This window comes from Rhodocaloribacter sp. (genome assembly GCF_056451265.1).
Genome location: NZ_JBWOPL010000067.1, coordinates 33,900 through 51,659, shown reverse-complemented (window position 1 = coordinate 51,659; position 17,760 = coordinate 33,900). Strand labels below are relative to the sequence as shown.

The following is a 17,760-nucleotide window of genomic DNA, read 5'->3' as shown; positions in this document are numbered from 1 at the left end:
GTGCCTGCCCTGAAGGGTCTGTCCCCGCCCGGGGATCTATGCTTTCCGGCGCGACGGCTTCAAACACTTTTTCCCACACGCTCATGACGCAAACGATGACGAAGGAACGCACGGACGCCGTTGCCGCCGAGGCGCGGCCCCTGTACGTTTTTTTCGGCCACCACAAATGCGCCACGGGATGGATCGACGGCATCCTTCGGGAGACGTGCTTCAACCTCGGGTGGCGCTTCCACATCGTCCACCGCCCCGTCGACTTTGCGCGGCAGGGTTCGCTCGGGCGGTACGTGGCGGCGGAACGGCCCGATCTCCTCGCGTATACGAACGCCGACCGGGACCACATCGGCGACCTGCCGGCCTTTCGCGGCTTTCACGTCGTGCGCGACCCGCGGGACGTCCTCGTCTCCGGCTATTTCTCCCATCTCAACACCCATCCCACCGACGGGTGGCCCGAACTCGTGGAACATCGCAGGCGGCTTCAGGCCGTCTCGAAAGAGGAAGGGCTGATGCTCGAAATGGCGTTCAGCCGTCAGTTCCTCGATCCGATGAACCGCTGGAACTACGAGATGCCGAACGTGCTCGAGATGAAGATGGAGGAGATCTCGGCCGATCCCGAGGCCGCTTTCCGCCGGATCTATACCTTCCTCGGTCTCCTCGACGACGCCGACGCCACCGTGCTTCAATCCCTGACCATGCGGCTGAACATTCTCAATCAGCGCGGGCGGCGCTTTACGCCGTTTCATCTGCCGATGTCGCCCTTTCGCTTTCCCATGATGCGCCTGCCCAAAGACCGGCTCCGGCCCATCCTCGAACGGAAAAGCTTCAAGCGCATGTCGGGCGGGCGCAAGCCGGGGCAGGAGAACGTGAAGAGCCATTACCGGAAAGGACGGCCGGGCGACTGGCGGAACCACTTCACCGAGGCGCATATCGACCGTTTCAAGGAACGGTACAACGACCTCGTGCTCAAGCTCGGCTACGAAACCGATCCGGACTGGCGATGAGGCCGGCGGCGCCCCCAGGCTCTCCCTTTTCGCCAAACCCCCTTTTCGACGCATGAAGATCTTCTTTTTCAGCCCGTGCGCGCTCGACCCGAAGCTCGGGGCCGCAAAAATGCTCATGGAGCTTTCCTCGGCCATGGAAAAGCTGGGCTGGTCGGCCACGCTCATGGGGCCGCCCGAACTCGGCGCGGACCGCCACGACGGCCCGGCGAAGCTGCAGGCCTACCTCGAAAAGCACGCGGGCGAATACGACGTCGTCGACTTCGATTACAAATACCTCAACCTCAAACGCTCCGATTTCAGCGACCGGGTTCTCTTCGTGGCTCGCGCGCAGCTTTTGCTTCATCATTATGTCTTCAGCCCGCTGCCGCCGGTCACGGACGTGCGCGGGGGGCTGCGGCTGCTCAAACATCAGGTGGATCGCTTCCGGAAATGGCGCACGCTTTCCGCCCTCGACGCCACGTTCCGCGAGGCGGACCTCGTCTCGGTGCTCAACCGTCACGCCCGGCGCGACCTCGCCCGGCGCGGCGTCGATCCGGAAAAGATCCTCGTGTTCCCGAACGGCATGAGCGAGGCGCGACGGCCCGCCTTCGAGCGTGTGCCTGCGGCGCCTCCGCCCGATCCGGTGGTGGCATTCATCGGCATGTTCGGCCCGCGCAAAGGCTCCGCCGACCTGCCGGACATCGTTCGGCGCGTCACCGACGCCGTGCCCGGCGCGCGCTTTCGGCTCCTCGGCACGCGCGGCATGTTCCGAACGGAAGCGGAAGTGCTTGCCCACTTTGCGCCCGAGCTTCGCCCGCGCATCGAGGTCATCCCCTCGTATGCCCCGGAGACGTTGCCGGACCTTCTGAGGACGTGCGCCGTGGGGGTCTTCCCCTCGTATGCCGAGGGCTTTCCACTCGGCGTGCTCGAGATGCTCGCCGCTGCCGTGCCGGTCGTCGCGTATGACCTGCCGGGCGCGCCGGAGATGCTCGACGCCGAATACCTCGTGCCGCCGAAAGACACCCGCGCCATGAGCGCCCGCCTCGCCGCGCTCCTTCTCGATCGGGAGCGGCTGGCCGGGGCGAGGGTCTGGGCGCGAGAACGGGCGCGCCGCTTCACGTGGGATCGCATCGCCGCCGAGACGCATGAGGCGTACATGAAGGCGCTCGAAAAGCAACGCGCCTTCGCGAAGCCCGCCCCCTGAGTGCCGCTCGCGCGTGAGCGGCTCCGCACGCCCCCCGTTTGGGACTACGATCACCTTCAAAAAGTAACAGATTCATGGTGGAAACCGGCATCGTCCTCGGCTGTCCCCGTTCGGGAACCACGTTCCTCATGGGCGTCCTCGACACCGTCCCGGGCACGGAGAGCGTGACAGGCATCATATGGCCCGCCGGCCTGTGTCAGATCGTCAACCACCCGCTCCCGGAGGAGGTGCGCCGCGCGATGGTCACCGAGTTCGAGCGCTCCCTCGTGCGGTATCTCGACTCCGGATGGTATCACTCCCGGGCGGCGGCGCTTCAGAAATGGTTCAAGGCCCCGACGTCGCTCGGCGACCTGGTGCGCGCCTCCCGGGGAAAACGGTCGCTCGAACGGCTGATCTATAAGGAACCCTTTCTCAGTTTTTGCCCCGACTTCGTGTACGAGGCGCTTCCGGAAGCGCCCATCGTCCACATCTACCGGGACGGGCGCGACTGCGCCAACTCGCTCGTGCGAAGCTACGACGTGCTCACGGACGAAAAGTTGACCGACCTTCGGAGCACGGAGATGCGGATGGGTCGAAAGGTCGATCACCGATACGTGCCGTGGTGGGTGGAGGAAGGGGGGGAAGATGCGTTTTTGGCCGCTTCGCCGTACGTGCGGGCCATATGGATGTGGAAAGCGATGGTGGAGCGCTGTCATGCCTTCTTCTCCCGCCCGGAGGTGGCCGAGAGCGGTCGCGTGCTTTTGCTCCGCTACGAGGACCTCATGCGCGATCCTCTGACGCACGGGGAACGGGTGGCCGAGCATTTCGGCATGACGTTCGGGACGAAAACGCGCAAACGTCTCGAAGGGGCCCATATGAAGTCTATCGGGAAATACAAGAAAAGGGACCGCGCCGAGATCGAAGCGGCCGAACGCCTGGCCGCAGACACGCTGCGGTTATACGGGTACCGTTAACAACATGCTTCGTGGGGGAAGGCCCCCACCTCCCTCCGCACTTTGCATCAGTCGCACGCCTTTTGACCATCGACCTCGTCTATACGGCCCTGCCGCCCACGCCGAATGCCATCGGCGAGCACACGGCGCTGCTGGCTTCGGCCCTCGCGGCGCACGCGGAGGTGCGCGTGTGGACCGCCGACGCCGACCCGGAGCCGATCCCGGGCGTCGAGGTACGGGCTTCGGCGTTCTCGGTCGGCGAGCCGAAGGGCGTGCGGCGGCTCGTCGAAGCGGCGTCCTCGGGGACGGCGGACTGGCTGTTGCTTCAATACAACCCGTTCAGCTATGGGAAGTGGGGGTTCAACCCGTATCTGCCCGGCGTCATCCGGGACCTTCGGCGGGCGCGCCCGTCGATGCGTTTTGGGTTGATCGTGCACGAGGTCGCGCCGCCGTGGTTGAACTGGCGGCTCATGCTCATGTCCTCGTGGCAGTTCGCGATGCTGGCGGGGCTCGCCCGACAGGCGGACGCCCTCTTTCCGGCGATCGACTACTGGGCAGCGGGCTTCCGACGCCGCTTCCCCCGCGCGCGCGTGGCGTCGGTGCCGGTGGGGTCGAACATTCCGTACGTCGGGGAAGCGTACGCCGGGGCGCGGGCGCGGCTGGCGATTCGCGACGAGGCGTGTGTGCTCGGCATCTTCGGCACGGCGCATCCGACGCGGCTCCTCCCGCTCATCGGCGAGGCGGTGGCGGCGGAGCGGCGGGCGGGCGCGCCGGTGCAGGTGCTCTATGTCGGACCGGACGGAGCGGCCGTGCGCGCCGCGATGCCGGACGTCCCCTTCCTCGACGCGGGACGGTTGCCGGGGCCGGAGGTCTCCCGCCATCTCGCTGCGATGGACGTCTACCTCTCGCCGTTCCGGAACGGGGTCTCGGCCCGACGCGGCTCTTTCCTGGCTGCCGTGCAGCACGGCGTGGCCTCCGTCTCCACGCACGGCCGGCACACCGACGCCTTCCTCCATGCCGCCAACGGAGCGGCGTTCCTGCTCGCTCCGGAGGGCGACGCCGCCGCCTTCGTCGCGGCCGTCCGAACGCTCGTCCACGATCCGAAACGCCGCGCACGGATCGCAAAGGCGGCACGGACGTTGTACCTGAATCATTGCGACTGGCCCGTGCTTGCCGAGACGTTCATGGATCATCTTCGGGCCGTCGATGCGGGTGAGAATCTCCCGGTCAAGAATCAATAGCGACACCTTTTGTCCCCGCCTCCGTTTCCGGTATCTTTCCGAGCATGATCGACTCCACGTATCTCCTCGAACAGCCTCAGCGCGCCGATCCGAGCACGACGTTCATCGTGAGTGCCTCCGTGCTCTTCGTGGCGGGGCTCTTCCTCATGATGTGGTGGGGGGGGACGATCGCGTACATGCGGCTGGTCTATCCGGCGGCGACGTTTCTGATCGGGGTGATGCTCTATCGCGCGTTCCCCGTGCTCTACCTCGGTTTCACGTGGTGGGTGTGGTTTCTCTCGCCCATGATTCGGAGAGTGGTGGACCTTCAGGCGGGGTGGGCCGATCCGAACCCCATTCTGCTCGCGCCCTATCTCGTCGGCGGCATTACCATCTTCACGCTGGCCAGACATGTGGGACGGTTGCGGGAGAAATCGACCTTCGCTTTCCTGCTCGTGCTCACGGGCATCTTGCTCGGGTATCTCGTCGGGGTCGTGCGCGTGAGCCCCTTTGCCGCCACGTTCAACCTCCTCCAGTGGATCGTGCCGGTGCTCTTCGGCTTTCACGTGTACGTGAACTGGCAATCTTTTCCCCGGTACCGCCAGACGTTCACCAGGGTGTTTCTCTGGGGTGCGCTGGTGATGGGGACCTATGCGCTCCTACAGTTTTTCTTTCTCCCCTCATGGGATGCTTTCTGGATGGTCAGCTCGGAGATGGATTCTGTGGGGAAGGCAAAACCGCTCGAAGTGCGGGTCTTCAGCACGGTGAATGCGCCGGCGCCCTTCGCCTATGCCATGATTCCGGGGATGCTTCTGATTTTCGCGGGTCGGCGGCTGCTCAACTTCCTCTCGGCCGTGGCCGGCTATGGCGGTTTTCTGCTCTCGCTCGTGCGTTCGGCGTGGGGGGGGTGGCTCGTCGGGCTGCTATTTCTGACGATGCGGACGAGCGGCAAGGGACGCTCCCGCCTGATCACGGTGATGCTCGTCAGCGGTCTCATCGCCTTGCCTTTGCTCTCGACGGGCGTCATCCTCGACAAGGTCGGCGCGCGGTTTCAGACTTTTTCGAGCATCGAACAGGACAACAGCCTCAACGCGCGCCTGGCCGCCTACAAGGGCGTGACGATCCGCATTCTGAACGATCCCATCGGGTACGGGATGGGCGTCTCCGGAAGCGCGAGCCGCAAGGTCAACGACAAGGTTCCCGTGCTCGACAGCGGTCTGCTCGACATCGCGCTTCAACTCGGATGGCTCGGCGCGTTCCTCTACTACTGGGGGCTGGCGCGGCTGACGCTCCCACTCATCCGAGAGCATCGGCTGCGGCAGGATCCGCTCGCGGTGACCTTTCTCAGCATCGTCCTGGCGATGATCTCGCTCCTGGTTTTCGGGAAAACGCAGATCGGTCTCGGCGGGATGATCCTGTGGAGCTTCCTCGGCCTTGCGGCGGCGGGCGCGCGGTATTATGCCGCAGAAGAAGAGCGCATGGCCGAGGCTGAAGAAGCCGTTTTCGAACCCCAAGCATGAACCCCTTTTTGTGATGGCGAAGCTGTACGACGTGCTCAATACGATCAAAGGCGGCCCGCTGATGCGCGCTCCGCGCCGGTGGAGCTTCGACGTGCGTTCGATGCTGGCGCGCGAACCGCTGCTCTGGCCCGTGTATCAGCCGTACATCTGGTGGGATCAGCTGAACATCACCTCGCGCGGCATCGCCGAGGCGCGGGAGCGCGTGGTGGGGCCGCACACCGAGATCGTCATCGACGGCTATCCCGGCTCGGCCAACAGCTTTGCCACCGCCGCCTTTCGGAACAGCCAGACGCGACCCGTGGAGCTGGCGCATCATATGCATTCGCCCGTGCAGATCATTCAGGGCGTGCGGCGGGGACTGCCCGTGATCGTCACCATCCGCGACCCGCGCGGGGCGACGCTCTCGCTTACGAGCCGGTGGCCCCACGTCTCGGTCAAGCAGGGGCTCCGCAACTACATCCGCTTTTACGAACGCCTCAAGCCCCACCTCGACGGCATCGTGATCAGCACCTTCGAGCGCACCACGAGAGGGTTCGACGCCGTCGTGGCGGAAGTGAACGAACGCTTCGGCACGAACTTCGACCTGTTCGAGCCCACCGAAGAGAACCTCCGGAAAATTCGCCGTCCCGAGAAGTTCGAGACCGAAGGCTGGCGTCGTCGACAGGAGGAGAAGCAACGCAAAGAGAAAGACTTCGAGACGCCGCGCTGCCGCGATCTGCACGAGCGGGCAAAGGCGCTTCACGAGGAGTATGCGGCCATGGCCGCCGTGCAAACCGTCCCGAAGCCTTGAATCACCGACGCCGCCGGAGAGGAGCATGAGCGAGACGATACGGACGTTGCAATTCGGCATGGGCTGGTTTCCCGAACAGGCGGGTGGGCTCAACCGGGTCTATTATCATCTGATGAAAGAATTGCCCGGCGCGGGCGTCTCGGTGCGGGGACTCGTCGCCGGAACACCTGCGGACGGCTCGGCAGAGCGGCACGACGTCGCTTTCTTCGCGCCCATCGCCACGCCGCTGCCGGTGCGGTGGCTTCGGGCGCGGCAGGCCGCCCGGCGCGCACTCTCGGGTGGCGACGTGGACCTGGTGGCTTCACATTTCGCGCTGTATACGTACCCCGCGCTCGGTCCGGTGACCACGCGTCCGCTCGTGGTGCACTTCCACGGGCCGTGGGCGCTCGAGTCGGCGGTGGAGCAAGACGCCGGGTGGTACGTTCGTTTCAAGCTCGCCGTCGAGCATGCGGTGTACGGGAAGGCGGCGCTTTTCATCGTGCTCTCCGAGGCCTTCGCGTCGGTGCTCCGGGAACGGTACGGGGCGCCGGCGGAGCGCATCCGGGTCGTCCCCGGTGGCGCAGACGTGTCGCGCTTCGGCGTCGAGGAGTCCCGGGCGGCGGCCCGTGAGCGCCTCGGGTGGCCATCGGATCGGTTCGTGGTGCTCGCCGTGCGCCGGCTGGCCCACCGGATGGGCCTCGAAAACCTGATCGACGCCATGGCGACGGTGCGGCGCGTCGCCCCCGAGGTGTTGCTCCTGGTGGCGGGCAAGGGGCCGCTGGCCGGAGCGCTCGAAACCCGCATCGCCGAGCGCGGCCTCGAAAACCACGTGCGGCTTCTCGGCTTCGTGCCCGACGAAGACCTGCCCTCCGCCTATCGCGCCGCCGACCTCTCCATCGTGCCGACGCAGTCGTTCGAGGGCTTTGGGCTGATCACCGTAGAGTCGCTCGCTTCGGGCACGCCGGTGCTCGTCACGCCGGTGGGCGGGCTGCCGGAGGTGGTGCGCGGGCTCTCGCCCGATCTCGTGCTTGCCGGCTCGGATGCCGCCGCGCTCGCCGAAGGGCTCACGGGCGTCGTGCACGGCGCGCGCAGGCTCCCCGACGCGGAGGCGTGCCGCGCCTATACGCTCGAACATTATACGTGGGCATCGGTGGCGCGGCGGACCGCAGAGGTCTACCGGGAGGCGCTCCGATGACCCCCCGCATCCTCTTCCTCGATCACGTCGGCGTCCTCGGAGGGGCGGAGCTGTCTTTGCTCGACGTGGCCCGTCACTTCGCCGATGTGAGCCGGGTGGCGCTCTTCGAAGACGGCCCTTTCCGCCATCGTCTCGAAGAAGCCGGGGTGGGCGTAGACGTGCTGGCCGCTCCGGAGTCGGTGAAAAAGGTGTCGCGGGAAGGGGGGAAGGGCGGGGATCTGAAAAGCCTGCCGGGGGTGGTGGCGCTCGCCTGGCGTGTGGCGCGACGCGCGCGTGGATACGACGTGCTCTATGCAAACTCCCAGAAGTCGTTCGTCGTCGGCTCCGTGGCGGCGCGTCTGGCGCGGAAGCCGATGATATGGCATCTCCGCGACCTGCTCACGAACGACCATTTCAGCGCCTCGCACCGTCGTCTGGCCGTCACGCTCGGCAATATGCTGGCGACGCGGGTGATTGCCAATTCCGAGGCGACGGCGCATGCGTTCGTCGAGAGCGGGGGGCGGGCCGATCGGGTGCGCGTGGTGTACAACGGGATCGACCCCGCGCCGTTCGAAGCCGTCACGCCGGAGGAAACGGCGGCGGCGCGCAGGGAGATCGGCCTCGGCGATGCTCCGGCGGTCGGGGTGTTCAGCCGCCTCTCGCCCTGGAAAGGGCAGCACGTACTCCTCGATGCGCTGACCCGGATGCCCGATCTTCACGCCGTGCTCGTGGGCGGCGCGCTCTTCGGCGACGAAGAGCGGTACGCGGCCTCTCTGCACGAGAAAGTCGTCGCCTCCGGGCTTTCGGACCGGGTGCATTTCCTCGGTTTCCGCCGGGACGTGCCGCGTCTGCTTCATGCCGTCGACGTGGTGGCGCACACGTCCGTCGCGCCCGAGCCCTTCGGCCGCGTGGTGGTGGAGGGGATGCTTGCCGGCAGGCCCGTCGTGGCGACGCGCGCGGGCGGAGTGCTCGAGATCGTCGAGGACGGCGTCACGGGGCGGCTCGTGCCTCCGGGCGATGCGGCGGCGCTTGCCGAGACGCTCGGCGCGCTCCTCGCGGATCCCGCGCGCACGGCAGCGCTGGCGAGGGCCGGGCGAGCAGACGCCCGCCGCCGTTTCTCGCGCGAAGCCATGCTCGAAGGCGTCGCGCGCCAGATACACGGGGTCGCCGGTTTTCAGGCGGTCACATAATCCTTTACCTTACCTTATCCCACGCGATAGGCTGGGAATGGCGCTCCTCACCATAGAAGGCAGACGATATGCTCTTTCCCATCGCAGACGACGATCATAAACTCAAACATCCGGGCTACGTCACCATCGGGCTCGTGGTGGTCAACATACTCGTCTTTTTCCTCCTTCAGCAGGTGGGGGCCAACACGAGCTTCACCTATGGATGGAGCGTGATCCCCCTCGAAATCACCACGGGGCAGGACCTCGTCACGCCGCAGACGATTTTCGTGAACGGGCACGCGATCACGATCCCCGAAGCGCCCGGTCCGAGGCCGATCTATCTGACCATCCTCACCGCCATGTTCATGCATGCCGGGTTCGCGCACCTCTTTGGCAACATGCTCTACCTCTGGATCTTCGGCGACAACGTCGAGCTCCGGTTCGGTTCCGGCACATTCCTCGCGTTTTATCTGGCGAGCGGCATCGTAGCCACGCTCGTGCAGGTGGGCATGGACCCGTTGTCCGTCGTTCCGAACCTCGGGGCTTCCGGCGCGATCTCCGGGGTGCTGGGGGCCTACCTCGTGCTCTTTCCCCGAAACCGTGTGTACGCGCTCTTCCTCTTCTTCTTCGTCATCTCCATCCCGGCCGTCGTCGCTATCGGGCTATGGATCGCGGTTCAGTTCATCAACTGGGGCTCCGTGATGATGTCGGCACAGACCGTGGACGGGGTGGCGTACGGGGCGCACATCGGGGGCTTTCTGACCGGCGTCGTGATGGCGCTCGTCCTGCGAAAGCTGATCCGAGAGGAGCCCGAGCATCCGTTCACCCGGATTGCCGTCGCCGACGGGTCGAGGAGGTACTGGTAGGCGCGCGGTTCGGGCAGATACGCAAAAGCCCCGCCATCGGAGCAGCGATGACGGGGCTTTCGTAGGGTCGGGAGAGAGGAAGGATCAGGTGCTTTCCTCGGCCGTCTCCTCCGTGGACGACTCGTCTTTCGGCTCGGCGTCCGGTTTGGGTTCGGGATCGGCGGCTTTCGCTTTCGGCTTCCGGGCCTTCTTCGTTTTGAAGATCAACTCCTGCGGGTTCTCCTTCTCGTTGTACGTGATCTGCAGCACGTCGCCGGGAGAGAGGTCGGAGCCCAGGATGGCTTCGGCCATCGGATCCTCGACGTACTTCTGGATGGCCCGGCGAAGCGGGCGCGCGCCGAACTTGGCGTCGTAGCCCTTCTCCACGAGGAAGTCCTTGGCGTTCTTGGTCAGCTTCACCTCGATGCCAAGGTCGTGAGCGCGCTTGAACAGCTCGGACGCCATGATGTCGATGATCTTGAAGATGTCCTTCTTCTCCAGCGGGTGAAAGACGATCACGTCATCGATGCGGTTCAGGAATTCGGGATTGAAGACCCGCTTGAGGGCGTCCTCCACCGTGCTCTTGAGCGCCTGATAGTTGAACTCCGTCTCGGACTGCGCGAAGCCGATCCCCTTACCGAGGTTTTTGATGTCCCGCGCCCCGATGTTCGAGGTCATGATGATGATCGTATTCCGGAAATCGACGCGGCGGCCGAGACCGTCGGTCAGGATGCCGTCGTCGAGCACTTGCAGGAGGATGTTGAACACGTCCGGGTGCGCTTTCTCGATCTCGTCGAGGAGCACGACCGAGTACGGCTTGCGGCGCACCTTTTCGGTGAGCTGCCCGCCTTCCTCATAGCCGACGTATCCCGGAGGAGCGCCCACGAGGCGGCTGACGGAGAACTTCTCCATGTACTCGCTCATGTCGATGCGGATGAGCGCGTCCTGCGAGTCGAAGAGGTATTCGGTGAGCACTTTGGCCAGCTCGGTCTTCCCGACGCCGGTGGGGCCGAGGAAGATGAACGATCCGATGGGGCGCTTCGGGTCCTTGAGCCCGGCGCGGGTCCGGCGAATCGCTTTCGAGAGCTTCCTGATGGCTTCGGTCTGACCGATGACGCGCTTCGTGAGCTCCTCCTCCATGCGGAGCAGCTTCTTCGTCTCGGGCTCGGAGATCTTGTCCACCGGGATGCCCGTCATCATGGCGACCACTTCGGAGATGTCCTTCGCGGTCACGTCGTGCACTTCGGTTTCGGCTTTGCGCTCCCATTCGCGCTTGGCCTCTTCGAGTTGTTCCTGAAGCTTCTTCTCCTTGTCGCGGAGGCGCGCGGCTTCTTCGAAACGCTGGCTCTTGACCACCTGGTTCTTCTCTTCCCGGATCGTCTCGATCTGCTCTTCGAGCACCACGATCTCTTTCGGCACGCGGATGTTGTTGAGGTGGACGCGCGCGCCCGCCTCATCCATCACGTCGATGGCCTTGTCGGGGAGGAACCGGTCGGTGATGTACCGCTCGGAGAGCTTGACCGTCAGGTCGATGGCTTCGTCGGTGTAGCGTACGTTGTGGTGTTCCTCGTACTTGTCCTTGATGTTTCGGAGGATTTCAATCGTCTCCTCCGGGGTGGAAGGATCGACGAGGATCTTCTGGAATCGGCGATCGAGCGCGCCGTCTTTTTCGATGTATTGCCGGTATTCGTCGAGCGTCGTCGCGCCGATGCACTGGATCTCACCGCGGGCGAGGGCGGGCTTGAACATGTTCGAGGCGTCGAGGCTGCCCGAAGCGCCGCCGGCGCCGACGATGGTATGCAGCTCGTCGATGAAGAGGATGACGTCCGGGCTCTTTTCGAGCTCGTTCATGACGGCCTTCATTCGCTCCTCGAACTGCCCGCGATATTTCGTGCCGGCCACGAGCGCGGCCAGATCGAGCGTGACGATGCGTTTATCATACAGCACCCGGCTTACCTTGCGCTGAACGATGCGCATGGCGAGGCCCTCGGCGATGGCGGTCTTGCCGACCCCCGGCTCGCCGATGAGCACGGGGTTGTTCTTTTTCCGTCGACTCAGGACCTGCGCCACGCGTTCGATTTCGCGTTCGCGGCCCACGACGGGGTCCAACTTACCTTCTTCGGCCAGCTTCGTCAGATCGCGGCCAAAGTTGTCCAATACCGGGGTTTTGCTCTTTTCCATTTTGCTTCGCTCCTTGTATCCGGACGAGGAGCGGCCGCCCTGGCCGCCGCTGCTTCGCGCGGATGCTTTCCCACTAATGATGGAGTCCAACTCCGAGCGAACGGCGTCATAGGTGATGGAGAATCCTTGCTGTAAGATCTGCGCGGCGATATTCTCGTCGTCACGGAGTAAGCTCAGCAACAAATGCTCGGTCCCGATGACGTCGCTCTTGTAGAGCTTGGCTTCCAGGTATGTAATCTTGAGCACCTTCTCGGCCTGCTTCGTCAGGGGAATGTTCCCGACGGTAAGCGTGCCACCGGTGCTGCGCACGGTATCCTCGATCGCCTTTTTGAGCTTGCCGAGGTCGCATCCAAGGTTGCGGAGGATCTTTACGGCGATGCCTTCCCCTTCCCGAATGATACCGAGCAATAAGTGTTCGGTGCCGATGTAGTCGTGTCCGAGGCGGATGGCTTCCTCTCGGCTAAACGAAATCACGTCGCGAACACGGTTTGAAAAATTTCCTCCGTCCATACTAAACTCTTCTTGAGCGTGAAGGACACTCTGGGCCATCCCCCCCTGAGCGTCTCTGTCAGTGTGTCGAAATAAAGGGTGATCCGGGTGATCACAAAATCCAGACCAATAATTGTAGGCCCGGTTTGGCGCAACGTTCCAGCCGGTGGCGCGGCGTCGGGAGGCCCGATGAGGGGAAGACGCTCGCGCGGCTGTGCACCATTATGGTCAAAAAAAGCGCGAGGGGCTCATTCGCCACACGCGCTCCACGGGCGGCGTGGGGACGAGGCCGTCAAAGCCCCGTGTACGCCGGCCTGTAAGAGAACAGGTTGAAAAACAAGCTTCACGGCCCAACGTCAGGCCGAAAAACTGGTGCCGCAGCCGCACGAGGAAACGGCGTTCGGGTTGTCGAACGTGAAGCCGCGTGCGTTGAGGCCGTCATGATAGTCGATCACGGTGCCCATCAGGTAGAGGCCGTGGCGCTTGTCCATGTAGACGGCAATCCCATCGACCTCGAACTGAGTGTCGTGCTCTCGTTTTCTGTCGAAGCCCAGGATGTACTGCATCCCGGAACAGCCTCCGCCTCGCACACCGACACGAAGACTGAAGCCTTCCGGAATGTCTTTCGTCGTCATGATCTTCTTGATCTCCTCCGCCGCGCGGGGGGTCAACTGAACCGGCGTTGCAAGCGTCTGGGTTGCGGTTTCTGCCATGAGGATTGATCGGTAATTGATGGGTGGCGGTGAAAGATAGCCCGTAAAAGGCTGTTCTTGCAACGACCGCTTTCGGGGGCTGTTCCGTATGGTTCATGGAATATTTGGTTGAACCGTAGGCGCCGTCGTATCAGTCGTTTAGGCATTCGGATGAGCGGGGAGGAGGGGCATTCGGAGCGGCATGCGCGCGCAACGGGTGATACGGCAGGGGTCGGCAATTAATTCCGGAAGAGCCTGCGAATCGGCGGAAAATGTGTCGTGGGGAGGCGCATTAATTCAGCGGGCGGGCCAGCACCACAGGGGCCTTGTATGCCTCGGTCGTGCCGGATTGCGGGGAGACGGCTTCGAGGTAGACGACGTAGATGCCGATGCGGAGTTCGCGGGCGTCGTCGTCGAGGCCGTCCCAGAGGAGCGCGCCGGTGCGGGCCGTCAGGCCGGTGTCTTCGAGGGTGCGCACGAGCCGCCCGCTCGCGTCGAAGATGCGAGCGCGGACGAGTGCGGCGTCGGCGCGGAGCGTGTACCGGATCTCGGCCACGTCGTCCATACCGTCGCGGTCGGGAGAGAAGGGGGAAGGCTCGACGGTGATGCCGGGCGTCTCCACCGGCGCGTCGGAGAGGAGGAAGACGCTGTTCCGGAACCCCGGCGTGCCGCCTGCCGCGGCCACACTGCTCGTCCAGTTCTCCGGGAGGTCGCTCGGCGCTTCCGGCGTGATGCGTTCGAGCGAAGTGCCGCGCGTGTCCCGCAGGTTCGGGTGATGCCAGTCGGGTCGGTAGGCGACGTCATCGAGCACGACGCCGTCGGAGGCGTGGAGGCGCACCAGGTCGCCGCTGTTGTCGAGCGCGAGGGAACGGCGGATGGGCAGCAACGCGACGCTGGGGCCCTCCGGGTCGAGGTCGGGGAAGGGGCGCGTGAGCACGAGCGCGAGGCTGTCCACAGGCGTGCCCGAAGGCACGGTGTAGACCACCGCGTATCCGCCCGGAGGGAGCACGGTCGGGGTGAAGGCGATGCGGACCGTGTCGGCCACGCCGTTCTCGTCGGGACGGTCGGTCAGGAAAAGGCCGTTGAGTTGAAGCGCCTCGGCCGAGCGATTGAAGAACTCGACGTACTCGGGCTGGTCGGGCCGGTTGTCGAAGGCGTCGGCGAGGGGTTCATACATGATCTCGTTGACCACGAGCTCGCCGGGTTCGGGCGGGCGGGCATCGGGCGTGGGCATGACGGAGTTCACGCGGCCGGGCGTGCCGCCTTCCGGCGCTTCGGAGCTCGCCCAGTTCGTCGCCTGTTCCGAGGGTCCCGCCGGGTCGATGCGTTCGAGGGCGACCCCGTCGGTGGCGGCGAGGGCGTCGTTGTGCCACGCGGGATCGTAAGAGACCTCGTCGATTACGGCGTCGTCGGCGCGATGGAGCCGGATGAGGTCGCCGCCGTTCAAAAGGCCGAGCGACGAGGCGCGGACGGGAAGGAGCGTCGCGCCGAGTTCGGCGTACGGCGCGGGAAAGGCGAGCGCGAGCTGGGACTGCGAGAACAGGTCGGCGTCGTCGAGGTCGGTGGGCTGGGAGAAGACGACGGCGAAGTTGCCGGGGGCGACGGCGGAGGGAGCGGAGACGAAGCGCGTCGTGTCCGCCGCGCCGTTCTCGTCGGGGAGGTCGGTCCAGTAAAAGTCGCGGAGACTCACGGGGTGGTCCGAGCGGTTGAAAAGCTCGACGTATTCGGGTTGATCGATGCGCCCGTCGTCGGGGTCGGCGAGGGGATCGTACATGATCTCGTTGATCACGAGGTCGCCGGGAGCGGCGAGGCGGGCCAGCGTGAGGCTCGCCGTGGTGAGCGTATTGCCGGTGAGGTCGCGCACGTCGCGCACGGTGAGCGTCGCGCCGTCGAGGTCGGCGGCAAAGGCAAGCCGCACGCGCGCGCCGTCGTCGAGGAGGAGGAGCGATGCGGGCATGACGCCGTCGAGGTCGAAGTCGCCGGGCGCGACGGAAGCCGGATCGAGCGGCTCGTCGAAGAAGACCTCGATACGGCGCGCGTCGGTCTGTTCGGCGAAGAAGGGGTTCGGCGGCGTCGTGTCGGGTGCGAAGATCGCATTGACGCCCCCCGGCGTGGCGCCGTTCGGGTCCGTCGAATCGCCCCAGTTCACCTGTGCGCTCGACGGTCCGGCCGGGTCGCGGCGTTCGAGCGAGACGCCCTCGCCGCCCCATGCGGGCGTATACGCCACCGAGTCGATCACCGTCTCGCCGGAAAAGAGCACCACGGCGTCGCCCGAATTGTTGAGCGTGGGCCATCCCGTCACTTCGAGGAAAGCCGTGCCGGGGAAAGCTGCCGCGAACGCCTCACCGTCGGCGACGAGCACCGCGAATGCGCCGGGTTCGAGCGGCGTCACGGCGGCGGTGACGGGAACGGGCGCGAGGCGGTTGTCCGAAAGCCCGAAGTCGCGGAGGTCGAACGTCTTCTCGGATCGGTTGAAAAGCTCGACGAACTCGGGCACGCCCTCGGGCGGATCGTACATGATCTCGTTCACCACGACGTCGCGCGGCTCGGGAAGGGCCGGCGCGAGGATGGTGAACGCGGCGGAGGCGGAGACGAGCGTGTTGCCGAAGAAGTCCGCCACGTCCGTGACGACGAGCACGTAGTCGCCCGGGGCGAGAGGCGCGGGGAGCGCGAGCGTCACCGTCTCGTCCGTCACCTCGGCGCTGACGGGCGTCACCGTCCCGCCACCTTCGACCATGAAGTCGCCGGGCGCGACCGTCGCCGGGTCGAGCGGCTCGTCGAACGTGGCGATGAGCGCGTCGTTCTCCTCTCCGACGAGGACCGAGACGAGGGCGGGCGGCGCGTTGTCGACGAAGAAGATCGAGTTCCGTTCGGCAGGCGTGCCCCCGCGAACACTGACCGAGGAGCCCCAGTTCGCCGCCGTGTTCGACGGGCCGTTCGGGTCGCGGCGTTCGAGCGAGACGCCGTCGCCGCCCCACGCGGGCTCGTACGCCACCGAGTCGATCACCGCCTCGCCGAAGAAGAGCACGGCGGTGTCGCCGGAGTTGTTGAGGGCGGGCATCCCCGAGGGGGTGAAGAACGGCACGCCGGGGAAGGCGTCGGCAAACGCGGCGCTGTCCCGCGCCACCACCACGTATTCACCTCCCGGGAAAGGGGTCGAGGCATCCGTGATCGGGATCGCGTTGAGGCGGTCGTCGGAGAAAGCGAAGCCGCTGAGGTCAAACGTTTGTTCGGAGGTGTTGTAAAACTCGACGTACTCGAGCGCCGAACTCGGCGGGTCGTACATGATCTCGTTGACCACCACCTGGCCGGGTTCGGGGGCGAGGTCCGTGTCGAGGAACGTGAACGTCGCCGAGGCTTCTGCGAGCACGTTCCCGAAGGGGTCGGCGATGTCGTGCACGGTCAGCGTGTACGTCGTCCCGCTCGTGAGCGGCGGCGAGACCGCGAGGGTGATGACGTCCGCGAACGGAAACTCCGGGATGATGGTGTTTGTCACGGCGACGACCTCAATGCCGTTCGAGAGCTCGAAAGCAGAAGGATCGAGGGCAACCGGCTCGTCGAACGTGACCTCGATCTCGAAAGAGGAAAGCGCGGTGACGCCGAGGAGCGAGGGGGGCGTTGCGTCGGTGACCACGGGGACGGTCACGGTCGTCTCGACGAGCACGTTGCCCGCTAGGTCGGCGATGTCGCGGATCGTCACGTCATAGTCGCCGGTGGGGAGGAAGGAGGGAATCTGAATGCTGACCCCGTCCGTCTCGTTGACGCCCGAGAGGGGGCCAATGGAAACGATGGTGTCGACGCCCTCGATGGTGAAGTCCTCCGCCGAGACCGTGCTCATGTCGATGGATTCGGAGAAGAAGACGAAGAAGCCCGGAAAGGTCTGATCGTAGCTCACCTCCGTCACGGTGGGCGGCGTCACGTCCACCGGCCCGAGGTCGGGGGTGACCACGATGTCGTCGAAGAAATACCCCTGATTGCGTGCGGGCGAGTGCTTCACCCACAGCCCGAAGTGTGTGCTCTCGTTGACGAGGTTGTCCGCCTCGGTCGCGGTGAGCACCTCCACGCCGTCGAGCGAGACGGCCCATCCGTCGGCGATGGTGCGTGTGACGACGACGTTCATCGTTCGGGCGTCGCCGGTGATGACGTCGGCGTCGGATTGCGCCAGGAGCACGCGCCCGCCGTCGGCGTCGGGGTCGCTCCGGTAGAGGCGCACGTCCCGGTCGTTCGTGCCGAGTTGAAGGTGATAGCCGCGCACGTCGCCCGTGAGGTCGGCGGTGTCGGCAAGGAGAAAGACGCGGGCGAGGTTGAAATTGCTCAGTTGCCCGCCTTCGTACCGGAACGTGAAGGCCCACTGTCCGAACGCCTGCGTCGATGCGGTGGCGAGGTGGAGCGTGTCGGCCACGGAGGGTCCGTCGGATCGGAGCGCGAAGTTTGCGCCGAAGGGCACGACGGTCCACAGGTCGGTCGCGCCGGTCCACGCCGGGTTCTCGGTGAAGTCGCCGTCGGCGAACGTCTCGGTGAACTGTGCGGCGACGGGAGGGGCGACCGCGAAGAGAAGGGTAAGGACCAGGAAAAGACCGCGCATCAA

At 65.3% G+C, this 17,760-nt stretch carries 12 protein-coding genes; 9 read left to right on the top strand and 3 right to left on the bottom strand.

The genetic code is table 11. The features are described 5' to 3' along the window. The first annotated feature begins 83 nt into the window (after positions 1-83). The 9 genes from AC1HIY_RS11955 to AC1HIY_RS11915 all read left to right on the top strand — a co-directional run bounded on the left by AC1HIY_RS11955 (position 84) and on the right by AC1HIY_RS11915 (position 9,831). Positions 84-998: a sulfotransferase domain-containing protein gene (locus AC1HIY_RS11955; protein ID WP_479576970.1), complete on the top strand. Its 915-nt coding sequence runs from the start codon at positions 84-86 to the stop codon at positions 996-998. A gap of 52 nt (positions 999-1,050) precedes the next feature. Next, on the top strand, positions 1,051-2,181 hold the full coding sequence (locus AC1HIY_RS11950) for a glycosyltransferase family 4 protein (protein WP_479576969.1): 1,131 nt from the start codon (positions 1,051-1,053) through the stop codon (positions 2,179-2,181). A 74-nt stretch (positions 2,182-2,255) separates the two neighbouring features. Continuing rightward, the gene (locus tag AC1HIY_RS11945; RefSeq protein WP_479576968.1) at positions 2,256-3,134 is read left to right on the top strand and encodes a sulfotransferase family protein; all 879 of its coding nucleotides are present in this window, start codon (positions 2,256-2,258) and stop codon (positions 3,132-3,134) included. Positions 3,135-3,196: 62 nt separating this feature from the next. Further along, entirely contained in the window at positions 3,197-4,354 is a 1,158-nt protein-coding gene (locus AC1HIY_RS11940; protein WP_479576967.1) for a glycosyltransferase, read from the top strand. Between the two features lie 44 nt (positions 4,355-4,398). Then, entirely contained in the window at positions 4,399-5,853 is a 1,455-nt protein-coding gene (locus AC1HIY_RS11935) for an O-antigen ligase family protein (RefSeq protein WP_479576966.1), read from the top strand. A 13-nt stretch (positions 5,854-5,866) separates the two neighbouring features. Continuing rightward, positions 5,867-6,643 carry a hypothetical protein gene (locus tag AC1HIY_RS11930; RefSeq protein WP_479576965.1) on the top strand — a complete coding sequence of 259 codons (777 nt, stop codon included), beginning with the start codon at positions 5,867-5,869 and terminating at the stop codon, positions 6,641-6,643. A gap of 25 nt (positions 6,644-6,668) precedes the next feature. Next, positions 6,669-7,817: a glycosyltransferase family 4 protein gene (locus AC1HIY_RS11925; protein ID WP_479576964.1), complete on the top strand. Its 1,149-nt coding sequence runs from the start codon at positions 6,669-6,671 to the stop codon at positions 7,815-7,817. After that, positions 7,814-8,986 (top strand): glycosyltransferase, encoded by a 1,173-nt coding sequence (locus AC1HIY_RS11920; protein WP_479576963.1) that lies wholly within the window; start codon positions 7,814-7,816, stop codon positions 8,984-8,986. The genes AC1HIY_RS11925 and AC1HIY_RS11920 overlap by 4 nt, the downstream gene beginning before the upstream one ends. Before the next feature lie 68 nt (positions 8,987-9,054). Continuing rightward, positions 9,055-9,831: a rhomboid family intramembrane serine protease gene (locus tag AC1HIY_RS11915; protein ID WP_479576962.1), complete on the top strand. Its 777-nt coding sequence runs from the start codon at positions 9,055-9,057 to the stop codon at positions 9,829-9,831. Positions 9,832-9,915: 84 nt separating this feature from the next. Here AC1HIY_RS11915 and AC1HIY_RS11910 read toward each other — a convergent pair whose 3' ends face one another. From AC1HIY_RS11910 to AC1HIY_RS11900, 3 genes are all read right to left on the bottom strand, one after another. After that, on the bottom strand, positions 9,916-12,501 hold the full coding sequence (locus AC1HIY_RS11910) for an ATP-dependent Clp protease ATP-binding subunit (protein WP_479576961.1): 2,586 nt from the start codon (positions 12,499-12,501) through the stop codon (positions 9,916-9,918). Between the two features lie 335 nt (positions 12,502-12,836). After that, positions 12,837-13,193, bottom strand: a complete 357-nt coding sequence (locus tag AC1HIY_RS11905) for a HesB/IscA family protein (protein WP_479576960.1) — start codon at positions 13,191-13,193, stop codon at positions 12,837-12,839. 271 nt (positions 13,194-13,464) lie between these two features. Further along, positions 13,465-17,757: a lamin tail domain-containing protein gene (locus AC1HIY_RS11900; RefSeq protein ID WP_479576959.1), complete on the bottom strand. Its 4,293-nt coding sequence runs from the start codon at positions 17,755-17,757 to the stop codon at positions 13,465-13,467. Positions 17,758-17,760: the final 3 nt, after the last annotated feature.

Coding starts and splice junctions, on each gene's coding strand:
- AC1HIY_RS11925 (WP_479576964.1), top strand. CDS start 6,669: ATGAGCGAGACGATACGGACGTTGCAATTCGGCATGGGCTGGTTTCCC.
- AC1HIY_RS11945 (WP_479576968.1), top strand. CDS start 2,256: ATGGTGGAAACCGGCATCGTCCTCGGCTGTCCCCGTTCGGGAACCACG.
- AC1HIY_RS11930 (WP_479576965.1), top strand. CDS start 5,867: ATGGCGAAGCTGTACGACGTGCTCAATACGATCAAAGGCGGCCCGCTG.
- AC1HIY_RS11915 (WP_479576962.1), top strand. CDS start 9,055: ATGCTCTTTCCCATCGCAGACGACGATCATAAACTCAAACATCCGGGC.
- AC1HIY_RS11920 (WP_479576963.1), top strand. CDS start 7,814: ATGACCCCCCGCATCCTCTTCCTCGATCACGTCGGCGTCCTCGGAGGG.
- AC1HIY_RS11910 (WP_479576961.1), bottom strand. CDS start 12,501: ATGGACGGAGGAAATTTTTCAAACCGTGTTCGCGACGTGATTTCGTTT.
- AC1HIY_RS11905 (WP_479576960.1), bottom strand. CDS start 13,193: ATGGCAGAAACCGCAACCCAGACGCTTGCAACGCCGGTTCAGTTGACC.
- AC1HIY_RS11950 (WP_479576969.1), top strand. CDS start 1,051: ATGAAGATCTTCTTTTTCAGCCCGTGCGCGCTCGACCCGAAGCTCGGG.
- AC1HIY_RS11935 (WP_479576966.1), top strand. CDS start 4,399: ATGATCGACTCCACGTATCTCCTCGAACAGCCTCAGCGCGCCGATCCG.
- AC1HIY_RS11900 (WP_479576959.1), bottom strand. CDS start 17,757: ATGCGCGGTCTTTTCCTGGTCCTTACCCTTCTCTTCGCGGTCGCCCCT.
- AC1HIY_RS11955 (WP_479576970.1), top strand. CDS start 84: ATGACGCAAACGATGACGAAGGAACGCACGGACGCCGTTGCCGCCGAG.